This window comes from Rubinisphaera margarita (assembly GCF_022267515.1).
In the GTDB taxonomy this organism is placed as follows: Bacteria; Planctomycetota; Planctomycetia; order Planctomycetales; family Planctomycetaceae; genus Rubinisphaera; species Rubinisphaera margarita.
Map to the genome: position 1 here is coordinate 251,036 of NZ_JAKFGB010000021.1, position 23,840 is coordinate 274,875.

General features: G+C 58.2%; 13 protein-coding genes. 6 read left to right on the forward strand and 7 right to left on the reverse strand.

Annotated features, from left to right (window positions below; all coding sequences use genetic code 11):
- The first annotated feature begins 34 nt into the window (after positions 1 to 34).
- Complete coding sequence (locus L1A08_RS20780; RefSeq protein WP_238758467.1) at positions 35 to 655, forward strand: cation diffusion facilitator family transporter; 621 nt, start codon at positions 35 to 37, stop codon at positions 653 to 655.
- On the opposite strand, the gene L1A08_RS20785 is transcribed toward L1A08_RS20780, so the two are convergent.
- The gene (locus L1A08_RS20785) at positions 634 to 2,397 is read right to left on the reverse strand and encodes an FG-GAP repeat domain-containing protein (RefSeq protein ID WP_238758468.1); all 1,764 of its coding nucleotides are present in this window, start codon (positions 2,395 to 2,397) and stop codon (positions 634 to 636) included. The two genes, L1A08_RS20780 and L1A08_RS20785, sit on opposite strands and share 22 nt — an antisense overlap.
- Before the next feature lie 26 nt (positions 2,398 to 2,423).
- Positions 2,424 to 3,725, reverse strand: a complete 1,302-nt coding sequence (locus L1A08_RS20790) for a tetratricopeptide repeat protein (protein WP_238758469.1) — start codon at positions 3,723 to 3,725, stop codon at positions 2,424 to 2,426.
- 291 nt (positions 3,726 to 4,016) lie between these two features.
- Between L1A08_RS20790 and L1A08_RS20795 the strand changes: the two genes are divergently transcribed.
- The 3 genes from L1A08_RS20795 (at position 4,017) to L1A08_RS20805 (ending at position 6,854) form a co-directional block, all read left to right on the forward strand.
- Positions 4,017 to 5,021 carry a DUF1559 domain-containing protein gene (locus tag L1A08_RS20795; protein ID WP_238758470.1) on the forward strand — a complete coding sequence of 335 codons (1,005 nt, stop codon included), beginning with the start codon at positions 4,017 to 4,019 and terminating at the stop codon, positions 5,019 to 5,021.
- 95 nt (positions 5,022 to 5,116) lie between these two features.
- Entirely contained in the window at positions 5,117 to 5,506 is a 390-nt protein-coding gene (locus tag L1A08_RS20800; protein ID WP_238758471.1) for a hypothetical protein, read from the forward strand.
- Positions 5,507 to 5,822: 316 nt separating this feature from the next.
- Positions 5,823 to 6,854: a DUF1559 domain-containing protein gene (locus L1A08_RS20805; protein WP_238758473.1), complete on the forward strand. Its 1,032-nt coding sequence runs from the start codon at positions 5,823 to 5,825 to the stop codon at positions 6,852 to 6,854.
- A 188-nt stretch (positions 6,855 to 7,042) separates the two neighbouring features.
- Here L1A08_RS20805 and L1A08_RS20810 read toward each other — a convergent pair whose 3' ends face one another.
- Both L1A08_RS20810 and L1A08_RS20815 read right to left on the reverse strand, forming a co-directional pair.
- Complete coding sequence (locus tag L1A08_RS20810; RefSeq protein WP_238758475.1) at positions 7,043 to 8,854, reverse strand: CRTAC1 family protein; 1,812 nt, start codon at positions 8,852 to 8,854, stop codon at positions 7,043 to 7,045.
- A gap of 10 nt (positions 8,855 to 8,864) precedes the next feature.
- Positions 8,865 to 11,684 carry a tetratricopeptide repeat protein gene (locus L1A08_RS20815; RefSeq protein WP_238758476.1) on the reverse strand — a complete coding sequence of 940 codons (2,820 nt, stop codon included), beginning with the start codon at positions 11,682 to 11,684 and terminating at the stop codon, positions 8,865 to 8,867.
- Positions 11,685 to 11,884: 200 nt separating this feature from the next.
- On the opposite strand from L1A08_RS20815, the gene L1A08_RS20820 reads away from it, so the two are divergent.
- On the forward strand, positions 11,885 to 15,490 hold the full coding sequence (locus L1A08_RS20820) for an FG-GAP-like repeat-containing protein (protein ID WP_238758477.1): 3,606 nt from the start codon (positions 11,885 to 11,887) through the stop codon (positions 15,488 to 15,490).
- Here the strand turns inward: L1A08_RS20820 and L1A08_RS20825 are convergent.
- Positions 15,457 to 16,296, reverse strand: a complete 840-nt coding sequence (locus L1A08_RS20825) for a hypothetical protein (RefSeq protein WP_238758479.1) — start codon at positions 16,294 to 16,296, stop codon at positions 15,457 to 15,459. The two genes, L1A08_RS20820 and L1A08_RS20825, sit on opposite strands and share 34 nt — an antisense overlap.
- A gap of 274 nt (positions 16,297 to 16,570) precedes the next feature.
- Between L1A08_RS20825 and L1A08_RS20830 the strand changes: the two genes are divergently transcribed.
- Positions 16,571 to 17,419 carry a hypothetical protein gene (locus tag L1A08_RS20830; RefSeq protein WP_238758480.1) on the forward strand — a complete coding sequence of 283 codons (849 nt, stop codon included), beginning with the start codon at positions 16,571 to 16,573 and terminating at the stop codon, positions 17,417 to 17,419.
- Here L1A08_RS20830 and L1A08_RS20835 read toward each other — a convergent pair whose 3' ends face one another.
- Positions 17,420 to 19,963, reverse strand: a complete 2,544-nt coding sequence (locus L1A08_RS20835) for a calcium-binding protein (protein ID WP_238758482.1) — start codon at positions 19,961 to 19,963, stop codon at positions 17,420 to 17,422.
- A 264-nt stretch (positions 19,964 to 20,227) separates the two neighbouring features.
- Positions 20,228 to 23,695, reverse strand: a complete 3,468-nt coding sequence (locus L1A08_RS20840) for a DUF7133 domain-containing protein (protein WP_238758484.1) — start codon at positions 23,693 to 23,695, stop codon at positions 20,228 to 20,230.
- Between the last annotated feature and the right edge of the window lie 145 nt (positions 23,696 to 23,840).

A 23,840-nucleotide genomic window follows, 5' to 3' on the forward strand; every position in this document is an offset into this window, starting at 1 on the left:
TGGCGCGACATATCTGGAAGGAACTGAACCAGCCATGCAGATTTCCGATCGAAAGAAGGCCCTTGCCCTCGCGGCTTTTACGGTCATCTATAATATCGCGGAAGGCGGAATCGCGATTCTGGCTTCTTCACTATCGGGCAGTACCGCGCTGTGGGGATTCGGGCTCGACAGCTTCATCGAATCCCTTTCCGGCGGTGTCATCCTCTGGCGATTCGGTCGGCATGGAGTCGATGCGCTGAATCCGGAAGTGGAACGGATCGAACGACGCGCCGAGCAACTAGTCGGCATCACCTTCCTCATCCTCGGCACCTATGTCTGTATCGATGCCGGGCTCGCGCTCTGGCAGCAGTCCTCGCCGGAGTCGAGTGGAATCGGACTGATTCTGGCGGTCGCTTCGCTGATTATTATGCCGATCCTTTATCTGCTCAAATACCGACTCGGCAAGCGAATTAACAGCCGAAGTCTGATTGCGGATGCGAAGGAAACACTTGCCTGCACGTCGCTGACCGTCGCGCTCCTGATCGGGCTGACGGCGAACTACCTGTGGGGATTGTGGTGGCTTGATCCGGTTGCCGCGATCGTGATCGCTGTGCTCGTGCTGCGGGAAGGTCGCGAGATGCTGACCGGCTGTGATCACTGTGCCGATGAGGACTGATTCCGGAAATGCAGTTGCGGAGTTTCATCTGGCGTTGTCGACTCGACAATCAGGCAACTCACAATCGCTTGCTCGCCCTGTTCGAGCGAACTCCACGGGATCGTCGAAACCGTTCCTCCCGGCCAGTGCACGCGAAGTTCCTTCGGGACGACGTCCGCTTTCCAGTGCCAGTGCAGGGCGATTTCGTTCGTCGAAAGATAACTGCCTCCGCCGCAGAGATGCCGCACCTGAACTCCGGCGTCAGTCTCCAACTCGGCCCACGTACCAATCGCATCTCTGGGAGCAATGGTCCCGGACAGCTGCAGATGAAGTCCCCGAGTCTGGCCCGTTTCATTGGTCGCCTGGCTGCGATTATGGAGCAGCACGGCAGGGTCGTTTGTATTTACGAAGACAAGATCGAGCAGGCCATCTCGGTCGATATCGCCGGTGGCCAGTCCCCGCCCCAGAGAATTCTCGTTAAAGTAGCCGCCGAGTCGCTCCGGTTCGATTCGCTCGAAGACTCCTGCCCCCTCGTTGACGAGCATCAGCGGCTTTTGCCGCACGGGGGCATTCAACGGACGATGAACAACATGGCCGTTGGCGACGGTGATCTCTTCGTCGCCGTCGGCGTCGAAGTCTCCAGTCACGCAGCCAAATCCGACGAACAGGTTGCCGATGCGATTCAGCCCCGTCATCCGCGAAGTATGCTGAAACGTTGCTGACCCGAGATTCTGATAGAGGGCAAACAGTTCCCGCTCATAGTTGCTTACGCCGATGTCAGGACGACCGTCGCCATCGTAGTCGAGAATCGCCAGCCCCATGCTGCCGTTCGGCGTTCCCATGTCGTCCAGAGCCAGTCCACTGGCGAGACCTTCTTCGCGGAACGTGCCATTGCCATCGTTCACATAGAAGAAGTTGGGCGTCGTATCGTTGGCAACATAACAGTCCATGTCGCCATCGATATCCAAGTCGGCCGAGACGACGCCCAGCCCTTTACCGGAAGACACCAGATTGGCCGAAGATGTTCCGTCGCGAAAGGTGCCATCGCCGTTGGAGAGGTAAAGGATGTCATCGAGTCCTTCGAATCGACGCGGCGGGCAGACATCACGCACCCCGCTCGGACCGTTGCATTCCGGATCGTTGTCGAAGGACCAGTCGACGTAATGAGTCACGTACAGATCGAGGGCACCGTCTCCATTGAAATCGGTCCAGGCGGCACTCGTGCTCCACGACGTGTCGTCGAGACCGGCTTCTTCGGTCCCATTAATGAAGGTTCCATCACCCATATTCACCCACAACGTCAGGCCGCCGTAGCCGGTGATCAGCATGTCGGGAAATCCATCCGCGTTGAAGTCGGCAACGGAACATCCGTGCGAGTAGTGGAGCGGCTTGTCGATCAACGCCGCGACACTGATATCGACGAACTGATCCTCTCCACGCTGTTGAAGCAGGCGGCTCGGAAGTCCGGAAACGGTTCGGTCTTTGAGCACTCCTCCGCCGGGGAAGCAGAGATCGAGGTGACCATCGAGATCGAAATCGCAGATGCCCACGCCCCCGCCCAGCGACTCCAGAATGGAATCGTGTCCCGTCTCGACACTGTTCTGATAGCGAACATCAGCGTCTGCCAGGGCTGCGGACTGCGTGAACTGAATTGGGGAAGGGCGGACGGGGCCAGGTGTCGGTTCATCCGCAGTTTCGACCGGATTTGATTCATTTCCGGAACAACCGGCTAACGCAAGGACCAGCAGGCATCCCCGCAGCATCCAGAAACTCCTCGGCGTCCCTACTCTCATTTCGCTTCTCCCTGTCGTGCCTGTTCAGCGTGAAAAGCCGCCAGACGGGCATACTCGGAATTCTCACCCATATGCGTCGTGAAGTACTCGGCCAACTTCTGGTGCGTCTTGACGTGATGCGGATCGTACTGCAATACGCTTTTCAACCAGACCAGTCCGTTGTTCTCCGACATGTGTTCCATCAGGATCAGCCCCATCTCATAACGGGCCTCGACATTCGAAGGATCTTCCCGGACGGCGTCGATCAATACGTCTCCCCGTTCGAACGCATTTCGAGCGGCTTCGGCTTGAGCAAGATGTCCGGCGGCCTGATCCACCTTTCCGGTTCGCTGCAGGGTTTGACCGTAGAGGAATCGAGTCTTCCAGTCCCGGGGATCCGCCACCAGCGCCTGTTCGAACCAGGCGAGGGCGTCCTCGGGATGATTCTCGGCCAGTTCGAGCTTCGCCATCTCGATGGGAGCCTGAGACAGGGCGGTTTCCCCGCGAGCTCCCACGAATCGATAGGCGTCAACGAGATCGTCTTTTGGTCGGGCTAACGCCCGTTCGAGAACTTTTCTGGCTTCTGCCAGTTCCCCCTGGTCCCGGTAACAGCGAGCCATGCCAACGAGAGCCGGCTGCGGTTCCTCCATCAGCCCGGCTGCCTGCTGGTACCAGCCGATCGCAGCTTCGTAGTTTTGCTGGTCGGCTTCCACGCGGGCCAGGCCAACCAGGGCGGGCACGTGGTGAGGGGCCCGATCGACTGCCCGTTTCAGAGCGATCGACGCTCCGTCCAGATAGGTCTGGTACTCCAGAAGTCGACCTTCCAGAAAGTGGGGCTGGGGATCGTCGGGAAAGTCGGCTTTCCAGAGTTCGATGACCTGAATCGCCTGGTCGATCCGAAACTGCATCATCAGCCCGAGAACGTACGCCTCACAGATAGCGGACAGGTCTTCTCCGCGCTGCAGTAACTGAGGAAACTGTTCGTCGAGCGGCTCCAGATCGCCGAGTTGGGCTCGCTGGAGCATGCGTTCGAGATCGAGCCGTTCTTCGTCAATTCCCTGAAGCCTGGCGGCTTCGATATATCGCCCAAATTCACGATTTTTCCCCAGCTTCCGGGCAATGCGAGCTCTGAGGAAGGTTCGCTCCGCAGACGTCCACGGGATGACGCTGCTCCGCTGCAACCAGCTCTCCGCCGCCACCAGATCGTGCATCCGAATTGACTCTCGAGCCTGCTGCAGACACCAGGGGCCCCAACTCACAACCCCGATCACCACCAGCGTGGCGACGAGGAGTCCGATTCTGAGCAGGCGACGTTTCATTTTCGTAAGTAATGCCTGCGAAAAGGCTTATCGATATGGAGTCTGGAGGCGTGTCGTCGATTTCCGACCATCAGCTGCTTATTCGTTGATAGCACAATCGACAGTTGGGAACAAGGAGAGCGAATTCGCAGTTCTGCCGACAGTTCAGATACAAACGTTCCTGTCAGAGTATTATCTGATATTTCCTTATGTTCGCACTGCGATTCAACTTGCAACGCATGTCAATACGATGATATGATTGCAGGCCCGTCTTTATTTATCTAACCATTTTACGAAACAAGGGAACACTCGATGGTAAGACCACTCGACCGACCGATGCGTCTGGCGTTCACGCTGATTGAACTTCTCGTCGTCATCGCGATCATCGCCATTCTGGTAGCACTGCTGCTGCCGGCCGTTCAGCAGGCTCGAGAAGCCGCTCGTCGGAGTTCGTGCAAGAACAACCTGAAACAGTTCGGGCTGGCTCTGCACAATTACCACGACACCCACAGTGTGTTCCCGCAGGCTGCCTTCGGCTCAATTCACGACAGTGGAACTGGAACTTACGCCTGGCGTGGGTTCAGCGTGCATGCGATGCTTTTGCCGTTCATGGACCAGGGACCCCTGTACGATCAGTTCGACTTCGATCTTCGCTACGATATGGCACCCAATGATGCCTTGAACAACACCAAGGTGACCACATTCCAGTGCCCGTCCGACGTTCCTTACCCGGGAGCAGAGCCCGGTGTGAACTATGTCGTCAGTGGGGGGCCCTCCCTGTTCTGGCAGCGAAGTATTGCTGACTCCGTCGGGATGTTCCAGAACGAGAACACGATCAAGTTCCGAGACATTCTGGACGGATCGTCCAATGTGATCGCTGCCTCCGAAGCACTCCATGGGGACAACACCGGAGCGTTCAATCACGATCAGGACCTGGTGCGGGCACAGGCGTTTCCCGGCGGGTTCCCGAACGTCAACGCCACGCGTGCTCAACTGGATGCGTACGGCACACAGTGTCTGTCAGGGTCGACCAACCACCACTCTCATACCCGACGTGAGTGGGCCAACGGAATTGGAGGACAGACTGTGTTCAATACCTTGAACACGCCGAACTCACCCAATCCGGACTGTCACGAATGTGGTGGCTGTGGCTGGTACGACAGCCGAGGTGTCTGGACAGCCCGCAGCCGCCATCAGGGCGGAGTTCAGGTGCTGCTGGGCGATGGTGCGATTCGCTTTATCAGCGAGAACATCGACTTCACGACCTGGCAGAATCTCGGACATATCAGCGATGGGGAAGTGATTGGTGAATTCTAGGAATTTGACCTTCACTTAAGCGAATCCCAACAGGGCGAACTCGAGCATGATCGAGTCGCCCTGTTTTCGTTTCGTATCGTCTGGATTTCCTGACAGTGAAGAAAATACATTTTCTGCAACTGATTCGCGTTCCGAACTCGGAGAACATGATGAAACGCTTGTGGGGCTCCTTCGCTATTCTTGCATTGATTGTTGCTGTGGCATCGGGGTGTAGCGGAGATCCGCCGCCGGAGAATGCCGGCAAAACTGCTGCTGAGTTGAATGTGACGACGGATAAAGCGGATCTGAAAGCCCGACTTGAGGAAATGGCCGAGAGCGGCGTCAAGGGCAGTGGCATGGCGGGAATGGGAGAGAGTATCGAACGGCTGAGAGCGTCCGACCCGGCGCTGGCGGATGAACTGACGACGCTGCTGGCGCAACTGGAAGCGGCCAACAGCGAGAGTCAGGTCAAATCGACCGCCAGACAGATGGCTGACAAGCTGTAGACCAATTTTCACCGGACTGCCAACGAGCTGCGAGATTGCAGGTTGTTTCAGCAAAATCGCTTCGGAGAACTAAAGGCCATTGCTGCAATCGCTTCACGAACCCTTGACCGGTCGTCTTCTCGCCGAGGTAGCCGGAATCAGCAGCTTCAAGCCAGGGAAGGAGGCGTTGATATCGAGACGCAAGTGAGACGACCGATTGACCGATATTTCCTGTATCTTGTGGATGCAGATCAACTTGCAACCCATGCAAACGCGATTATATAATGAGTATTCACCTTCACCCTTTTACCCATTCTACAGATTCAAGGAAGCTTCGATGGTAAAACCACTCGATCGATCGATGCGACTGGCGTTCACTCTGATTGAACTCCTCGTTGTCATCGCGATCATCGCCATTCTGGTAGCACTGCTGCTGCCAGCGGTTCAGCAGGCACGTGAAGCCGCTCGCCGAACGTCGTGCAAGAACAACCTGAAGCAGCTCGGCGTGGCGATGCACAACTATCACGACACCCACAGCGTTCTGCCATACGGGCATATGGACGGCCGTATGCTGGATGGTTCGCTCCACACCTGGCGTGGCTGGAGCGGTCTGGCCATGATCCTGCCTTACATGGATCAGGGAGCCCTCTACGACAACTGCAATTTCGACTACGGAATCATCGGCGACGGTCCCACCGAGGCGATCAACTCCGCCAACACCACCCAGCGGGTGGCTGGATTTCGCTGTCCATCGGATGTCGATCCTCCGGGAACCTGGTACGGAAAGCCCTGGCCCGGTAACAATTACGCTCTGTCGCGCGGTCCGACGTTCGACTGGACAACGACCAATAACGGCGTGGGCATGTTCTACCGGTACAGCCGGATCAAGTTCCGCGACGTGCTCGATGGAACGTCGAACACGATTATGATGGGTGAAATTTGCGTCGGACGCGGATCCTACGATGTTCACAGCAGCGTCGTCCGCGGCGTGGCCTGGACCGGCGGTACCCGCGAGAATCCCGGTGAAGCTTCCGTGAGAGCTTACGCGGCCGCGATCGATGCAGCTTATGCTGCAACGCCGACGAACACGCACCATCATACCGCGCGTCTGTGGGCGTTGTGTCAGTCCGGCCATGGTCTGTTCAACACGCTGGTGCCGCCGAACTTCAAGACACCCAACGGACAGGAATGCACCGGTTGTGGCTGGATGGACAGCCATGGCTTGTTCGCTGCTCGCAGCCGTCATACCGGCGGGGCTCAGCACCTGTTTGCCGATGGTTCGGTCCACTTCATCTCGGACAACATCGACATGGGAAGCTACCACGCCCTCGGAACTCGAGGCAGTGGTGAAACCGTGTCGTTCCCGTAAGCGAGAGATTAGTTCGTAGACTTCAGACTCTGCGAACGAGTCCCCAATCACAGAATCCGGACCGCTCGATCTGCGAGCGAGTCCGGATTTTTTTTGCACCCTCCGCGAATCGAAGCGCCTGGCTGGAGCAGACTCAGCATGGCAGGGAATTGGCGCCGAGGCGACTGCGGGCGAAGCATGAAAATGCTCTATTCAGCCGGCTCTGAGATTTCCAGTTGCCGATCGACAGCGACGTCGGCCAGTTCCGTTATCTTGCCCGATGGCCATTGCACCGTCAGCCGTTCGATCGTCGTTGTTTCGCCGGTTCCAAAGGTCAGGGGAAGTTCCGACTGCGTCAGATACCCTCGTGTTGGCATCACGGTTCGCTCCTGAATCCGGCCATTGCTTTTGATCTCGACACGGGCTCCGATCGCTTCCCGGGCCGAGTTGCTGCCCCGGAGGCGAACCCGCAACCAGTGATGCCCGACATTCTGCTCGTTGCGAAACAGTTCCGGCTGGCCGTTCAGGTTCGTGAGGAGAAAGTCGATATCGCCATCGGTGTCGATGTCGGCATACATGCAGCCGCGGCCGACGATGGGGTGAAAGAACTCATCTCCCAACTCCTCCTGGGTCAACAGCAGATACTCGGTGACTCCCTGCTGTCCCGCGTTCCAAAAGAGCTGCGGTTCCTGCTCGTAATGCTGGCTGGGCAGAACGCGGTTAATTTCGTTCTCCAGATGCCCGTTCGCAGTGAGCAGATCGAGACGGCCATCCAGATCGAGATCCAAAAACGCGACGCCGAAGGTGAGCGAAAGTCGTGTCTGCGGCCCCAGTCCGTTCGAAACCGCTTCATCGGTAAAGAACAGATCGCCTTCCGGAGACACGTAGAAGGCTGTCATCTCGTTCGAGAAGTTGCCGATGGCGATGGCTGTGGCTTCTGAATTGCGGATCGCGGCGATGTCGACACCCATCGCTCCCCGCGCGTTCCCGTCGATATCAAATGCCACACCCGTCGACATTCCGATCTCGCGGAACGGTTCAGGGAACCGGTTCTCGAACAGGAAGTTCGGCACGGTATCGTTGGCGACAATAATATCGAGATCATGATCGTCGTCGAAGTCGAAGAAGGTCACGCCGAGCGACTTCGCCACCGGTTCTCCCGTCGACGGATTTCGGACATGAAGCCCCGCCTCTTCGGCGATCTCGCGGAAGCTGCCGTCTCCCTGATTCTGGAAGAAGAGCGGGAACGTTCCACTGAACGACTGCGGCCTTCCGTAGGCTCGTTCGTTGCCGACCAGTTTGAAGCTCTGGGACACGTCATATTCTCGAGACCAGACGACGTAGTTGCAGACGAACAGGTCCAGGTCGCCGTCCTGGTCGTAGTCAAACCAGCCGCAACTCGTGCTCCAGTCGTCTTCATCCCCGGCAACACCAGCCGATGCGGTGACGTCTTCAAAGTTGCCATTGCCCAGATTCCTGAACAGGAAGTTTGAACCGACCGACGTGAGGTAGACATCGGTCAAACCGTCGCCATCGTAATCGCCAAAGGCGCAGCCCATGCCGTAGGTTGTGACCTCCAGTCCTGAACCGGCCGAGATATCGGTGAACTGTCCGGTTCCGTCGTTTCGATAAAGAGCCGATGTGACAGGAGCCGAGTCCGTTTCTTCACCCGGCCAGTAACTCGAGTTGACGAGCAGCAGGTCCTGATCTCCGTCGTTGTCGAAATCGAAGAAACCGCCCCCGCCTCCCATCGTTTCGGGAAGAAGCTTGTCGCCGGTCGCTCCACTCACATGACGGAAGTCGATGCCGGCCGTCCGGGAGATCTCATTCAACGGGATGCGTGGCAACTCGACATCGCTTCGTTCTCGCGTTGCCGCGGTCCGAATCGTTTGTTCGACCACGGTGGGTTGAGAGCGAAAGAGATACGCGCCGGCGACGGCGAGAATCGCCACGGACGCGAGAACGAGCAGGCCGACGGCTGACCAGCCGAACGCCTGACGAAGAGGAGTTGGTCTATTCATGAAGAGGATGTCAATCAGATTCGGCGGGAGCGCGGAGCGGATAAATGGTGACCGGATCGGCGGCCAGATCGGCCAGCGGGTACTTCTCGCGGGCAAGGCGGACCGCTCGATCTTCGGCGTTGTAGTCGGGCAGGTATCGCTGATGCAATTGCTGATGGTGCTCGCTGAGCTCGTTCTCATCAAGAGCCCGATAAATCAGGGACAGATTGTAATGAGCCTGCAGATGTTCCGAGTCTTCTTTCAGAACTTTCAGAAACTCATCCCGGGCCTGTTCGAGGGCTGCCTGAGCGTTCTGTGCATCTCCCCGCGATTTCGCCCGTCGAGACTGGTCGAAGAGGACCGAGCCCAGGTCCGCTCGGACCAGATAATCGCGGGAGAAGTCGAAGCCGCGCCGCTGTGTCTCCTGGGTGACGTCCTCGAGCACGGAACGGAAAGCCGCCTCGGCTTCGTCGAGTTCTCCCTGTTCCTGGCTGATGATCCCGGCCAGATAGTTCACCGTCCACGGATTCGGCTTCGACTGTTCGCTGCTTTGAGCGATAGCCCGCTGGAGCGCTTCGCCCGCTTCGTCGAGACGCCCCTCACGGTAATACACACGCGCCAGATTGACGGGTCCATCGGTGTAGCCGAGCTTCTCGACTTCCAGAAACGCCTGTTCGGCCTGTCGGAGTTCGGCCTTTCCTTTGAGGAACCCCCCGATGCCATAGTCGTTCCAGCGCTGCCACAGCGGGTAGGGCGAGGGAACCTCTCGCGGATCAGCCTCGGCCGCTTCTTCCTCGGAGCCGAGCGGGAGCGTGAGTGAATCTTCCGCCATCACAGTAATTGGCAGTGGATTACGATACGGCCCTTCGCCATCATCTCCTCGCAAAGGTTGTCCCAGCTTACGGGCGTGATCAGCGACGAACTCCATGTATTCCGAATCGAACTTCCGATAAAGCACACGCGCCCGAATCTGAAGGTCACCCGTGAGTTCCGTCGGGACCGTTAACGCGTAGTGCACCGACTGGCCCGCTCCGGGCGGAATCTGGTGATCGTAGACCTTCACGAAGATATCCTGCGTGTTCCGTCGGGCAATGCGATTGCCGTGGCGATCGATCACGAATGCGTTGATGAAATGCGATTCCGGATCGACCTGGCCATCCTCGGAGATTGCACCGCTGTGGACGATCACTTCGTTCTCGTGCTGGACCTCGATTTCCAGCCAGAGTTCGTTCGAGTCGGTCGTGCCCTGCGTCAGATGGTGTCCCAGCGTGAGCGTGCGAACGACCACTTCGAGGAGATAATCTTCACCCGGAACCACAACCGGAATCTTGGGACGCAGGGGGGCGTGCAACGTTCCGTCGACCTGATGACCTTCCCGAAGGCCGAACAGGTCGACACGCACGGTTTCTTTCAGAAAGTCCTGATGGGCCTGGATTGTTTTCTCATCGTTCCGCAACCAGGCGATCGCGGTATTCGCCGCCGGGAAGAGATGATCGTGAACGGCCAGCGGTCCATCCGGCTCAAGCTGACGGGCAGCGACATCGTTTGATGTCTGGGACGGCATGTGGCAGCCGTTGCAGTTCTTCTGTGCAAACGGCGGATAGTAGAAACTGCGCGACCCGTGTCCGGAAACGCCGCTCAGCAGATAGCTGTCGTAGTGGTTTTGCCCGCGGAGGAAATCCTTGTAGTTGTTCAGCTCTTTGGGCAGCGAGACCTTATGGCAGGTCGAGCAGAACTCGGCCGTCTTATGGAACGGCTTGAGATACGTCTGCTTGTGAAGCGCCGGCTTGGCTTTAATCAACTGTCGGCTGATCCAGCGGAGCGTCGCGAAACTGCTGTCGGTGAAGGGGTACTGCTCGGGCTCGTGGAGCGTATAGTCGCCGTTTCCTTCGGTCGAATCGATATGACTGATGGCATGACACACCGTGCAGGTGATTCCCGCCTGGCCGGTTTCATCGTGGGCCATATCGAACGCGGGATCGGCCAATCGACCGGAGAACAGCGGCACCGGATCGTGACAGCCGGCACACCAGTTCATCGCTTGAGCGTGACCGTCACGAGCGATCAGAACATCCTTCGTTTCCGAGATCGAGGCGAGGTAAGCGGGGTTATTGAACGAACTGAATTTATGGACGCTGTCGGACCAGCGAGCGTGCACATCCGGGTGGCATTCCACGCAGAACTTGTCGTTCATCAGCACTTCGGGAGCGATGTGGTCCCCGGTTGCCGACTTCGCCAGGGAAGGACCGAACTGCCGCTCCGCTTCTTCCAGATTCACTCGGGTGGCGGCGAGCTGGACCGATTTCGGCTGGGGCGATTTGACCTGATGGGCTCCCAGGAAAGCGGCGAAGACCGCCGCGGTCGCTCCCCAGAACTGCCCCGCCTTTCTCCAGTTGATCGGTCGTCCGGCAACGCGATGCAGCCAGAAGATCCAGACCGCCACGAATGGCATGACAACGTGAACCCAGTACGTGATCTGTCTCGCCTGTGGGTGATTCAATTCGGCAATCCCGACCAGTCGCACGAGCAGAATGCCCGTTACCGTCAAAACGGCGAGAACGGCTCCGAGGCCCAGACCGAGTTGCCGGGCCGCGGGATTCGGAAAGCGGAACGAAAGTCGATAATGCCACGCGATGAATACCGCCATCGCAGCGGCGAAGACTACGCCGACCACGATGTGCAGCAGGAACATGACATAGTAGAACCACGACTGCAGCGCCTCCCCGGTCCAGTACTCCACCGACGTGACCGTCCAGAGATAAGCGGAATTTGCGATCAGAAATAACGTGAGAAGACCGATCGCGAAATAGATGGGACGCAGTCTGCTACTGATGACCGGGCTGTATCTCACTCAAAGCACCTGTTGATCTGGAGCTGCGAAAATCTCATCGAGTTGTGAATGGCATCCGGAGGAAGAGACCGGGATCTGTTCACATTCTGGCTGTTTGGCCACGAATCGTCTACCTTTCAGCCTGGCCCACTCTCTTTTTTCAGGGGGCCTCTGTCTCATAGAAATTAAACACAATTCGCCGGAAGTATCGTTCGACCGAAATGCAGAAAACGCTCGTCCCCGTCGCTCTGATTCTGATCGCCCTGATCATCGCACTGCTCCTGTTTCTCCGCGGCCGCCAGGACGGCCATGCTCCCGGGGAACCGTCCGCTCCGCTGAGTACGGAAGAAGTCGCGACCCACAGGAATCGAAGCCTGGCGTTGATGGAGAACCAGACGCCACGAGAGTCGATCCCGATTCTCGAAGAGCTGCTGGACCGCGCTCCGGGACAGGAATCCTTTGCGCGGCAGAACCTTCTCGTTGCAATAGCTCTGGCGTTGGAACTGGAGAACGCAGAAGCCGATCCGCAACCATTTCAGGAACTCTTCGAGAAAGCAGACTCGGTTCTGGAGAGCGAGGCATCCAAAGGCATGGACGGAGCCGAGATCGCCGTGCTTCGCAGTCGAATTGCGCGCCTCGAAGGAGATCGAGAGACGTTCGTGAAGGCAGCCCGAACCGCGGCGGAGCAGGCTCCCGAGTCCCCGGCAATGTGGTACGAACTCTATCTCGCCCTCAAACAGGTTCCCTCTGGAAGCGATGCCGAAGCGATTGCCGCTCTGGCCCGCTGTTGTGAGGCGGCTCCTGAGAACGTTTGGGCGTTGTCGGAGTTTCTGACCGAGCTGAGCCTGGCGAAGGATTCCCGCGTCGTCGAAGTTGTTCAGCAGTTGCAGGCCGTCCTTGCTCCGTTCGCACCCGCCATGCAGCAGCGGTCCCGTGTGGATGTGGTGCAGACGCTGACGGAAACGGAGAACGCGGCACGGGAGGAAGATTGGGCTCTGGTGACGAGGAACTCGCGACTACTGACCAACGTGCTCAGGCCGGAGGATATTGCTCAGAGTGACCGAGCCGTGCTCGTTCCGAATACGCTGGAATTCGTGAGTACCGCCATGCCCGATGATTTCGCGGCTGCGCTCCATGCCCATCTCCGCACAGAATCGCCGCTCCAGCTGGAGTTCACGCCGCGCCGATTCGAGCTGCCGGAACTGAGCGGAGAGATTCTTCATTGCGAAGTCGCGGACATGAATCTGAACGGTCGCCATGAGCTGATCGTGCTGGCTGCGGGAACGTTCGTGGTCTTTCAGAAGAGCGGCGAAGAGTGGACCGTGCTTTTCGAAGAAGGTGTTGCCGAAGGATACAGCCGCTTCCTCCTGGCTGATCTCGATCAGGATGCCGACGCCGCAGACACTCCCACGGTCGAAGGAGCTCCGTGCGGAATGGCCGATCTCGACGTGATTCTTTTCGGCTCCGGTGGCGCGGGAGTTCTGGAGAATCAGATCCGCGAATCCGGAGAACTGGTCACCCACGTGTTGCCGATTTCCAGGGAGGTCGAATTTGTCACGCCCGGCGACTTCGATCTCGATGGCGATCTCGATCTTCTCGTCGGGACCGGAGAGGAACTGCGACTCTTGGCGAACTACCAGCAGTTCAACTTTCAGGATATCTCGAGCCGTTCCGCATTCCCGGAGGGAGCCGAGTGGACGAATGCAATCGCGGTCGATCTTGATCGTGATGTCGATCTCGACGCCGTGGTGATTTCGGCCGATCGGATTGGCTACCTCGAGAACCTCCGCCATGGCGAACTGCGATGGCGCCCCCTGGATCTCGGAATCGAAGGCGAACCCCGATTCACCGATGTGGCGGTGGCCGAACTGAATGCCGACGCCCACTGGGATTTGCTCGTTGCTTCGAATGGAGAAATCATGATCTCTCTCAGCGAGTACGCGATGCCGGGCCGCGTGGCGATGAAAGCCGCAGTCAGAACAGGACAGGCTGCAGACCAGTTTGAGCTTTGGGATGCCGACAACGACGGCTGGCAGGATCTCTCCGTCCTGGCGAACGATTCGGAGATGTTGGAGTTCCTGCGCCGTACGGGCAATGTCGAGTTCACCGGTGAGAAGACTCTCTTGAAGAACGGATCGATGCCTCAGGAAATGCTCATCGAGGATGTCGACCTCGATGGCGATCTGGATCTGGTGACATGGGCAAACGATGCCGTCTCCTGGCACGATAACCTGCACGGAAATAAGAACGGTTATCTGAAGATCACACTGCTCGGTCAGCAGGTGAAAGGAGAACAGGCCGCTGCCTCTGGCCGGGTGAACCAGTACGGTTGGGGAAGTTTGCTGGAGTTGAAGGCCGGAACCGTGTACCAGGCTCAGGTGGCGAGCCGTCCGACCAGTCATTTCGGCCTCGGGGATCTGCAGGATGCGGACGTGCTGCGCGTCGTCTGGACTAATGGAATTCCGCAGAATGTCATCGAGCCTCAACGCAACAGCGTGCTTTGCGAAGAGCTTAAGCTGAAGGGTTCGTGCCCGTATCTCTACACTTGGAATGGAACAGAATTCGAGTTCTATACCGATCTTCTCTGGGCCGCTCCGGTGGGATTACAGTTCGCCGAAGGTGTGCTCGCTCCAACGCGGCCCTGGGAGTATCTGCTGATCGAAGGCGACCGGTTGAAAGACGTGAACGGCCGGTACCGCTTGCAGATTACGGAAGAGTTGTGGGAAGCCGCTTACTTCGATCAGGTTGAGCTCATCGCCGTCGATCATCCCGCAGACATCACGGTCTACTCGAACGAGAAAGTCGCTTCGAGTGAGATTCCCGAGTTCAAAGTCCACACCGTGCGGACGCCGCATCACGTGAAAGCGGCCGTCGACTCTCAAGGGCGAGACGTGCTTTCCCAAATTGCGGCTCGCGACGACATCTACACGAAGCTGTTCGATTTCAAGCACTATCAGGGCGTCACGAACGAGCACTTCCTGGAACTTGATCTCGGGGACGTGGCTCACGACCAGCCGATCAAGTTGTATCTGACTGGCTGGGTCTATCCGTCAGACACGTCGATCAATGTGGCACTCAGCCAGAATCCCGCTGCTCCTTCCGGGCGGCCTCCGTTTCTGCAGGTTCAGAATGAAACCGGCGAATGGGTGACGACCAACCCGAGCATGGGATTCCCAGGAGGAAAAACGAAAACCATCGTGGTCGATCTGACAGACGCTTTTCAGAGCTCATCCTCCAAAGTGCGGATTGTCACCAGCATGGAGGTTTACTGGGATCACATCTTCTTTACGACCGGTGAAGCCGGAGATGAAGAATCGCTCCAGTTGCAGTCGCTGGAGCTGCTCTCGGCAGATCTCCACTATCGAGGCTCTTCCCGAATGATCCGGCATCCGGGGAATGGACCCGAGCGGTTCGACTACCAGGACGTCATTACCACTTCGCTCTGGCCGGCGATGTCCGGACCTTTCACAACGTACGGAGATGTCGCCGAGTTGGTGCGACGTGAAGACGATGTCTCCGTAGTGATGGGGGCAGGGGACGAAATGACGGTGATCTTCGCGGCTCCAGCAGAACCGCTCCCCGTCGGGTGGAAGCGCGATTTCATGCTGCATAATGTCGGCTACGATAAAGACGCCGATCTGAATACGATCTACGGCCGCACCAGCGAGCCATTCCCGACGCGGGACAACCCAATCAATCCCTTAACCGAGAGCACGACTCCGGCGACTCAGAGGAAGGACGTAATGCAGAATCGCGTTTTCCCGCAACGAAGATTCTGGTCAGAAATCCTGCATTACTCGGCCGACGAACCGGCAGTCAGAGACTGAATGGTTCCGTCAGGTGAAATGACGAAGACATCCTGGGCGCGCGGATCGGCGACGAAGAGCTTTTCGCCATTGGTGCAGATGCCGACTGGCCGCACCAGAGGATCGCCGGAGACGAACGCTTCGGGGGTGCCGCCCGCTTCGGTACCGCATTTCCAGATTGTCGCGGCGTAGTTGTCGGTCACGTAGAGTGCGCTGTCGAGCACCGCCAGCTGGTGGGCGAACTGGAACGGTTGACCTTCGACAAGAAGTGTCACTTCTCCAGCAGCGTTCAGGCGTCCGAGCGGTTGTTCGGTGTTGCCGAGAAAGAACAGCGTCTCGTCATCAGCGGGTGCCAGGCCGCGGGCGATGAGATTCTTCGCGAGAGTTTCAGGCTCTCCGCCTTGGGCAGGCACACGAACAATCTGTCGGTATTCAAGATCGGAAGCATAGAGGTCGTCGCCTCTGATCACGAGGTCGATTGGCACACCGATTCTTCCGTTCGTCAGTGGCGAGAGTGACTCTGGCCCGTCGATGCGATAAATCTCGCGCGTGGCGGAATCGCCGGCGAAGAGGCGTCCTTCATCATCGACGGCTACGCAGCGGACGGCAGACAGGGGGCTTTTCAGTTTATTCTCGGCCTGGAAGACGACGGAGAGTTTGCCCTCCGAATACTTCCAGAGGCCCGGCAGTCTGAGATCGGCGATGTAGACGGTGCTGTCCTTCGAAACCGCGACATCGATTGGGTAGAGAAGTTCCTGGGCAGCGGTCAAGCTGGCGCTGCACGCCAGTAGACTACAGAACAGACAGGAGAACAACAGACTCTTCATGGCCGGGCTTCTTCCAGAGATGCGCAAAGGAGCGAGATGGCGACTGCCGGGGAAGAGTGTAGTGTTTACGAGCCTGTCGGTTAACTCTGCTCGCGGACTCGTTAGAATCTGTTCAGGAGGATCGAATGATGGGAAAGAATGAACGCCGTGCTCCGAGGAGACCGGCTACGAAGCTGCCCAATCTGCAGAAGAAGCTTCAAAAGAATCAGCCCAGGCCGCCACTTGGACCGAAAAAGTAGTTCCGAAGACGACACACGAGCAACGGAGATCAGGAATGAAACGTTCTGTCTGGGGAATGGCCATCGCAATCATCGTGTTCGTTCCTGCAGTGCTTCCCGCTGCGGAGCCGGTCGATGTTCTGCGGAAGGACAATCTGGTCGCGTGGTGTATCGTTCCCTTTGATGCAACTCAGCGGGGACCAGTCGAGCGGGCGAAGATGCTGAAAGAACTTGGGCTGACTCGCTGTGCTTACGACTGGCGAGCTGATCACGTTCCGACCTTCGAGCAGGAGATTAAGGCCTATCAGAAACAGGGGATCGAGTTTTTCGCCTTCTGGTCCGTTCACGACGAAGCATTTCGCCTCTTTGAGCAGTACGACCTTCATCCGCAGATCTGGCAGACGTTGCGAGACCCCGGCGAGGGAAGCCAGCCTGAAAAGGTTGAGAAGGCGGCGCAGGGACTTCTACCGCTGGCGAAACGGACGGCCGAGCTGCACTGCAAGCTTGGTCTCTACAACCATGGCGGCTGGGGTGGGAAGCCGGAGAATCTCGTCGCCGTCTGTCAGCGATTGCACGAACTTGAACAGGATCATGTGGGGATCGTTTACAACTTCCATCACGGACACGAGCAGATCAACGACTGGAAGTCCTCATTCGAAGTTCTGCAGCCCTGGCTGCTCTGTTTGAACCTCAATGGCATGAACCCGGGAGCCGATCCCAAAATTCTGGGAATCGGCAAGGGACAGCACGAGTTTGAAATGATCCGTGTTGTTGTCGAAGCCGGCTACGACGGTCCCATTGGAATCCTCGATCACCGCTCCGAACTCGATGCCCGGGAGTCGCTGCAGGAAAATCTTGAAGGACTCGAACAGGTCCGGACCAAACTTGCTGCGAGCAACGACTGATTAAAGCAGTCCGCCGAGCGATGTGATCTCGCCGGCGACATCTTCGGCGAGCCCCACGGCTTTGTCGGCGGCATCTTTGGTCGCCGCCCAGCCGAGCTTACCGGCATTGGAGGCGAAGTAGAGACCCTTCTTGAGATTCTCGCCCGCCTTGCCCGAAAGCCATTCGGCGACGTCCTGCACTTCAGCCGGAGCTTGGAGGACCTCGTTCACACCGTCTTTCCCGAAGCGGACCACGAAACGTCCCGTCGCGATGTTTGTGGCATTCGCCCACGCATAGTCGAGGGCCTTCGAGCCGATCGAGTCGACATAGCCGATCCCCTTGATGGCGGAATGGGCGATGTCGCCGAGTGTGTTGAAGAGAATATTATGGCTTGCGATATTTTTCAGCAGGTCGGTTACGGCTGAATCGATGTCCGACAGGGACGTATGAATCGTACCAAGGTGTACTCCCATGGCCCGGGCACTCACCGTTGCGCTCAGTGAATCGGCGGACAGGCTGGACGTTCCCCGCACGGCGACCGACGCCGAGGGCTTGAAGCCAAACAATCCCGCTGGAGCTTTGATGGTGAAGTCGCCGGTGGCAGACACCGTCTGCGTGGCGAAGTCGGCATGGGCGAACATCGTCACGCCGGTTCCCAGCACTTTGACGTTGCTGCGAATCTCGAGCGTCGAGTTCGTGAGGACGAACTGCGTTTTCGAGATGGAGTTGTGGACGAGTCCGGTGATGTTCACCGACGGGCTGGACGTCAACCGGCGAATCACGCCATCGATGTCTCCCTGGGTTCCGCGAACAAAGGGGACGTGGCTGAGAACCGTGCCGGAGAATGGATTCTCCGTCTGGGCACGGAAGTACAAAGTCTCCGCTGCTCCTTTATAGATGATCGAACCGGACGCCAGCGGCAGATTCACAGACAACGGGAGGCCGTTGATTTTGACGTACTGGTCGATTCCCTCATTGAAGTTGAGTCGCCCGTTGATGCCGATGTTCAAATCGGAGAAGTCGCGATCGAGAACTTTCTCGATCAGCACCGCGTTCCAGAGAGCGGTTGAGAAGTCGGGCGAGACATCGGTTCCCTCAGTCAGGTCGAGCGTGATCGATCCACTGGCGGTGACGCCGAGCTGCTTGATCGTGATCCCATCGACGGCTGCAAAGAGGTGACCGGAAAGTGTGCCCCTGAAGTTGTCTGGCTGTGCAGCAGGCGTATATAGGATACGGCCGAGGCGTGAGGCTCCGACGGTGAACGTCTCACCATTCTCTCCAGGGAATTTGACGAAGACCGTCTCATCGCCCGGCTCCATGACGATGGTCACACCCTGACCATTGTCACCGCCGGTGATCCCGCCGACGCTCACATGGCTGCCGCGATCGATCTCCAGGACGAGGTATGGCTTGCCACTTTCGAGAGGCAGGCTGCTGTGCGTCTTCCGGATCTCAGCTCCCGACTTGATGGCGAACTGAACGGGATCAGATCCGCTAGGCAGAGAGATTCCCATGTCGCGGGCCAGATCGATCAGATTTGACGGCAGCCCAGAGAGGGAGGGCATAGTAATTGTCGCGGTAGCGATCCGACGGAGAGCGTTCGGGTTCCCCTTTGTGGTGTATGTGAATTTGTGTCCGGCGAAGGTGAATGTGAGGCGTTCCTGTCCCTGAATGAGGGTGTCGACTTCCATTCCGGAAACGCTGATCGGCAACTCGCCGCCGCGAGGCGAGACGATGCTGATGACGCCGTGCCCCTGATATTTCTTCCCGGTAAGAGTCCAACCTTCGGAGGCTTTCAGGCTCATAATGCCGGAGCTGCCAATCAGATCGAGCGTGTCTCCCGCATGCCGCACGTAGAGTGCCGTGGTCGACTCGCGGGCGATCACATCATCGCCGACCAGTGTCTCCATCTCCGAACTTTTGAGCTTCGTTGTGAGGACGGAGTACGAGTCGGCGAACAGGAGATCGGCCCCGGCTCCTGGTGTGACGGCATCTAAGATGGCGTTGCTATGGATGACGTCATCGCCGTTTCCTCCCTTCAGGACCTGTAGCGTGAAGTAATCGCTCAGCTTATGGAAGCCGGCGATTCCGCCGTCGATCAGGTCGTTGCCATCGCCGCCTTCGAGACGATCATGCCCGCCGTAGCCGTAGAGACGATCGTGACCGCTTCCGCCATAAAACAGATCGTTATCCGATCCGCCGCGGAGTTCATCGTTTCCATCGCCCCCATGCGCTTCCGACCGTTTGGACGTGTCGTTGGAGAAAACGTCATCGCCACCGTTTCCCTGGAACAGAATCTTCGAGACGCTCGATGCCCGGAACGTGCTCTGCTGGTTCGTCATGTGATCTGTGACAACGATGGAGCCGTTCTTCTGGGATACGTTGACATGATCAGCGTCATTATCCCCGGTGATGTTCAGAACTCCGTGCGAAAGCGTCGCCGTCGAAGAGAGCAGATCCCGGGCTTCGAGGACCTCGGCAAGGCCCGGTGCCAGTCGGATCTGGTGGCTTCGTTTGGATGGGCTGGCGAAGAGGGTGTGAAAGAGTGATTTGTGTGCCCGCATTCTTGCTCCGCTGGACTGGAAGATCAAAGACCGATGCTTTCGACGAGGCGAGAGCATCGGTCAGAATTGTCGAAGCAAAACTAGAACGTCGTCGCCGAGAATGGCTGACGGATTGAGCGGAGCAGGGGTTTTTACGGAAGCGAATCCGCAGGGAGAGGCAGTTCTCCGGATTGGTTGACTCAAACAAACGCCGGGGTTGCTTCAAAAGAACAGACGTTGAGTTCTGGCATCACCGTTGCAAAAACGCATCATTCGGCGGGGAAGTTACTTCAGTGACAGCAGGTAGGCGATCAGGTCGTTGAGCTCCTCGGCCTTCAACGTCTGAGCAAAGTTCGCGGGCATCAGTGAGAGAGCCGTCTTGCGAGAATCGTCGATATTGTCTTCGGGGATGCGAATCTCCTTCCCCTGCGAATCCGAAATGATGACGATCCGCCCCTCACGGCGGCGCTCGAGGCCCGTATAGAGTTTCCCCTCGGTGGTCACGATCACGCTGGTCCGGAAGGCCGCATCGACGTTTCTGTTGGGATCGAGGACATCTTCGAGCAGCCGATCGAGTCCCCGCTTGCCGACTCCGTCGAGCTGCGGCCCGACGATCGGCCCGCTCGGGCCAATGCGATGACAATTCCCACAGTGCTTCCGGAACAATTCCTGACCGTGCTGAAGCGATACGGTTGCCGTCTGATACTCAGCACGCTGGCGGTTGATGACCTCGGCCATCTGCTCATCAGCGGGAACAAGATTCATTGTCAGCTCGGCGACACGCTCACGCTCAACCGCCGAGCCGCTGGACGAGATGATGTCCGCGATTGCCGGAGTCCGCAGGAGTTGAGCGGAGGCTTTTCCGGCGGCGATCACCTCCAGCAAAGCTCGAATGCCGGCCGGGTTCTGGCAAAGTGACGCAGCGAATTCGCCCTGCAGTCGAGCCGGAGCGACCGTGAGAGCCGCAACCAGAGACTGCCGGGCGGTTGGTAGATCGATCGCTCCCAGTTCGGCAGCGGCGATCGAGCGGAGTTCTGCAGGTTCGCTGGCATCACTCGTTAATTTCTGCAGCAAAGCGAGCGAATCAGCGGGTTCAAGAATGCTGACAGCTGCGTTCAAGGCTGCCGACCTCACATCAAGGGCCTGTTGCTTCGCCGAGGCAATCTCCAGGATCTGCCCGCTTACTGAAGTGACCCGCAAGGCTCCTGAGAGTTCGATCAGACGGAGTGCTTCTTCGTGGAACCCTGGCGGCGGAACGTTAATCAGCGGAGGATCGAAGCGGCCCGCTGCCAGCCAGGCAAAGGCCGGGGCTGCGAATCCGTCGACGATCTCGAAATAAACGGGTTGGCCGACATGCTCAGGCAGCGTCCAGGAGTAGAGTCGAGCAGTGTCGTTCCTCAATGGCAGCTGGCGGGCGATCTCTTCCCCGGTTTCGGCAAGCACCAGTCGTACGTGATTGACGGGATCGGGATTTGTGCCGGGGCGTCCGTTATGACCGCACAGCCAGAATGAGAACGTCTCCGGCAGGGCGAAACGCGGACTGCGAAGAACCCCGGTGAGTTGCTCTCCGCCGGAAATACTGTCCCAGAACGGGGCCATCCTGTCATCCGTCGAGCGACGAGACCGGACTCCGAATGGCGACGATGATTTCGATTGGCCGTCGATTGGAAGTTCCGTCCAGTCGCCGGGGTGGCCGATGACTGCTTCGAGTCGCCTGGGAGCCAGACGGGTATACCAGTGTTTAAGAGCCGACTGCGTCGCAAGTGCAACTCCGTTCTGTTCGAGTCCCAGGCAGATCGACGACAGCAGCTGAAGCTGTCGATCTGCGTCGTCCGGGAACCAGTCGGGAGCCAGCGAGATAAATGTCTGAAGTTGCTCGGCTGATCCCGAGCGGGCAATCTGCTCGGCAGCACGATTGAGCGTCTCGGCAGGCGTGGAAGTGGGATCGACCATGGTTAGCAGAATGGGAATTGAATTCGCATCTTCCGTAGATGCGGCGATTTCAATCAACTTCGGCTGCAAATCGACTGACCACGACTCGGCCAGAACCTTGGTGACGATGGCGGAGTTCCGCAGATGGATTCGAAGCGACAGTCGACAGGTGTGGATCAGATGCGTGTCGAACTCCGGCGTCGTCTGCCAGCACTCGAGAAGCGGTCGAATGTTTTCCGCCTGCGGATGCCGGCCCAGTGCATCGGCTGCTGATCGTACGACGAATGCATTCGGATCGCTCATCGCTTCGTGGAGAAGCTGCCGGCAGGGGGCGGAAAGCTCAGATCGTTCAGCGAGAAGTTTCATGACGTGGGTCCGCACCAGCGGAGATGAGTCGCGTGCGAGTCGCGTGATGTCAGCGGGTGAGAGCGAAGCAAGTCGTTCGAGGACCCACATTCCATGGGCACGAACTTCCGATTGTTCGGCCGCTTCCATGAGACTTCGAACTGCGTCAGGTGCGGTTTCGGGGAAGTGATCCACAAGAAGGTTGGTCGCCAGCGTGCGACTCTGCAGATTCGCGTTACCTAACTGTTGGGCGAGTTCTTCAACAGGAAGCGTTGCGAGGTCCGGCAGCCTGGGGGCTTCGACCGCGCCGTCCTCGCCTTTCCAGACGACTCGCCACACACGACCGAGTTGACGATTTCTGCGTGGATGATCGAGTGGAGCTTCGTAATGCCCGATCACGGCATTGTAGAAATCGGCGATGTAGAGGGCACCATCAGGCCCCACCGTGAGGTCAACCGGACGGAAGAGTAAATCGTCGCAGGTCACGAAGTCGTCTTGAGTCTCGCACTGGTAGGTTGACCCTCGCTGCACGAGGCGATCGCGGTGAATCCGCGACGTGACCGGGTTGCAGATGAAAATGTTGTCGCGAAAATCCGCCGGGAAGTGATCCGCAGCGTAGTACGCCGGACCACAAATACCGGTGGAGCCGTGCCCGTGATCGATCATCGTTGGTCCGAAGCCAAGTGCATCGGGCTTACTGCCGAAGTGCGGATAACGAGCGCCCCGGAGCAGCATATAGATCGGCATCGAATGACAGTCGCTGCTGTAGAGATTGCCCCAGGGGTCAAACGTGAGTCCGAACGGATTGACCTGCCCCCAGGTGAACTGCTCGAATCGGGAACCATCCTCGCGGAATCGGTAGGTGTTTCCAGAGTCGAGGATCGTGGTTCGTCCTTCGCCATCGGTGATCTCGCTGTGATTGGCGAAACCATGGCAACCGTAAATCCAGCCATCGATCCAGCGCCGGTAGCCGTTGCTGTTGCCGTGAACGTCAATGTTGCCGAAGCGGGAGTAGAGGGTGTGCGTTTCTTCGGCCTGTCCATCGCCATTGGTATCGGTGACGCGAAAAATGGAGGGAATGCCGTACACGAGTGCTTCGCTACCGTCTCCTAATGGCGTGTGGCCAATCGGGATGTTTAGCCCGGTGGCAAAATGGGTAATGCCGGTGGCCTTGCCGTTTTCATCGATGCCCGTGACCACCGTCAGCCGGTCCCGAGGGGGATGCTCTCCCTGTCCCTTGAATCGGGTCCGGGGCTCCACGCCTTCACTGGTGGCGGGGTAGGGATATTCAATCGAATGCGTTACCCAGAGCCGTCCGCGGGCATCGAATGCCAGATTCATCGGCTGGCCAATGTCGGGGTCGCTGAGAACGAGCTGGATCTTGAAGCCGGGAGGCAGATGAAACTTCGCCTGCTGTTCCGCCGGCGTGAGGTCCGGTCCGGGCACGACGGCCTGTGCAAAAGCGGACGTCTGCATCAGAAGCAGGACGCTCAGGGGGCGAAACAGTGGGCATCGGCGATTGGACATGGCGAGTGCGGCTGATGATCGGAAGGAACCACAGGCAAAGTCTGTGGGGAGTGACCAATACGGCGCGATCTACCATCGTCTCCGGGCTTCCGTT

What these genes read in the sequence shown, in the direction of transcription:
- L1A08_RS20780 (WP_238758467.1), top strand. Translation starts at nt 35, where the DNA reads ATGCAGATTTCCGATCGAAAGAAGGCCCTTGCCCTCGCGGCTTTTACG.
- L1A08_RS20785 (WP_238758468.1), bottom strand. Translation starts at nt 2,397, where the DNA reads ATGCTGCGGGGATGCCTGCTGGTCCTTGCGTTAGCCGGTTGTTCCGGA.
- L1A08_RS20790 (WP_238758469.1), bottom strand. Translation starts at nt 3,725, where the DNA reads ATGAAACGTCGCCTGCTCAGAATCGGACTCCTCGTCGCCACGCTGGTG.
- L1A08_RS20795 (WP_238758470.1), top strand. Translation starts at nt 4,017, where the DNA reads ATGGTAAGACCACTCGACCGACCGATGCGTCTGGCGTTCACGCTGATT.
- L1A08_RS20805 (WP_238758473.1), top strand. Translation starts at nt 5,823, where the DNA reads ATGGTAAAACCACTCGATCGATCGATGCGACTGGCGTTCACTCTGATT.
- L1A08_RS20810 (WP_238758475.1), bottom strand. Translation starts at nt 8,854, where the DNA reads ATGAATAGACCAACTCCTCTTCGTCAGGCGTTCGGCTGGTCAGCCGTC.
- L1A08_RS20820 (WP_238758477.1), top strand. Translation starts at nt 11,885, where the DNA reads ATGCAGAAAACGCTCGTCCCCGTCGCTCTGATTCTGATCGCCCTGATC.
- L1A08_RS20825 (WP_238758479.1), bottom strand. Translation starts at nt 16,296, where the DNA reads ATGAAGAGTCTGTTGTTCTCCTGTCTGTTCTGTAGTCTACTGGCGTGC.
- L1A08_RS20830 (WP_238758480.1), top strand. Translation starts at nt 16,571, where the DNA reads ATGAAACGTTCTGTCTGGGGAATGGCCATCGCAATCATCGTGTTCGTT.
- L1A08_RS20835 (WP_238758482.1), bottom strand. Translation starts at nt 19,963, where the DNA reads ATGCGGGCACACAAATCACTCTTTCACACCCTCTTCGCCAGCCCATCC.
- L1A08_RS20840 (WP_238758484.1), bottom strand. Translation starts at nt 23,695, where the DNA reads ATGCAGACGTCCGCTTTTGCACAGGCCGTCGTGCCCGGACCGGACCTC.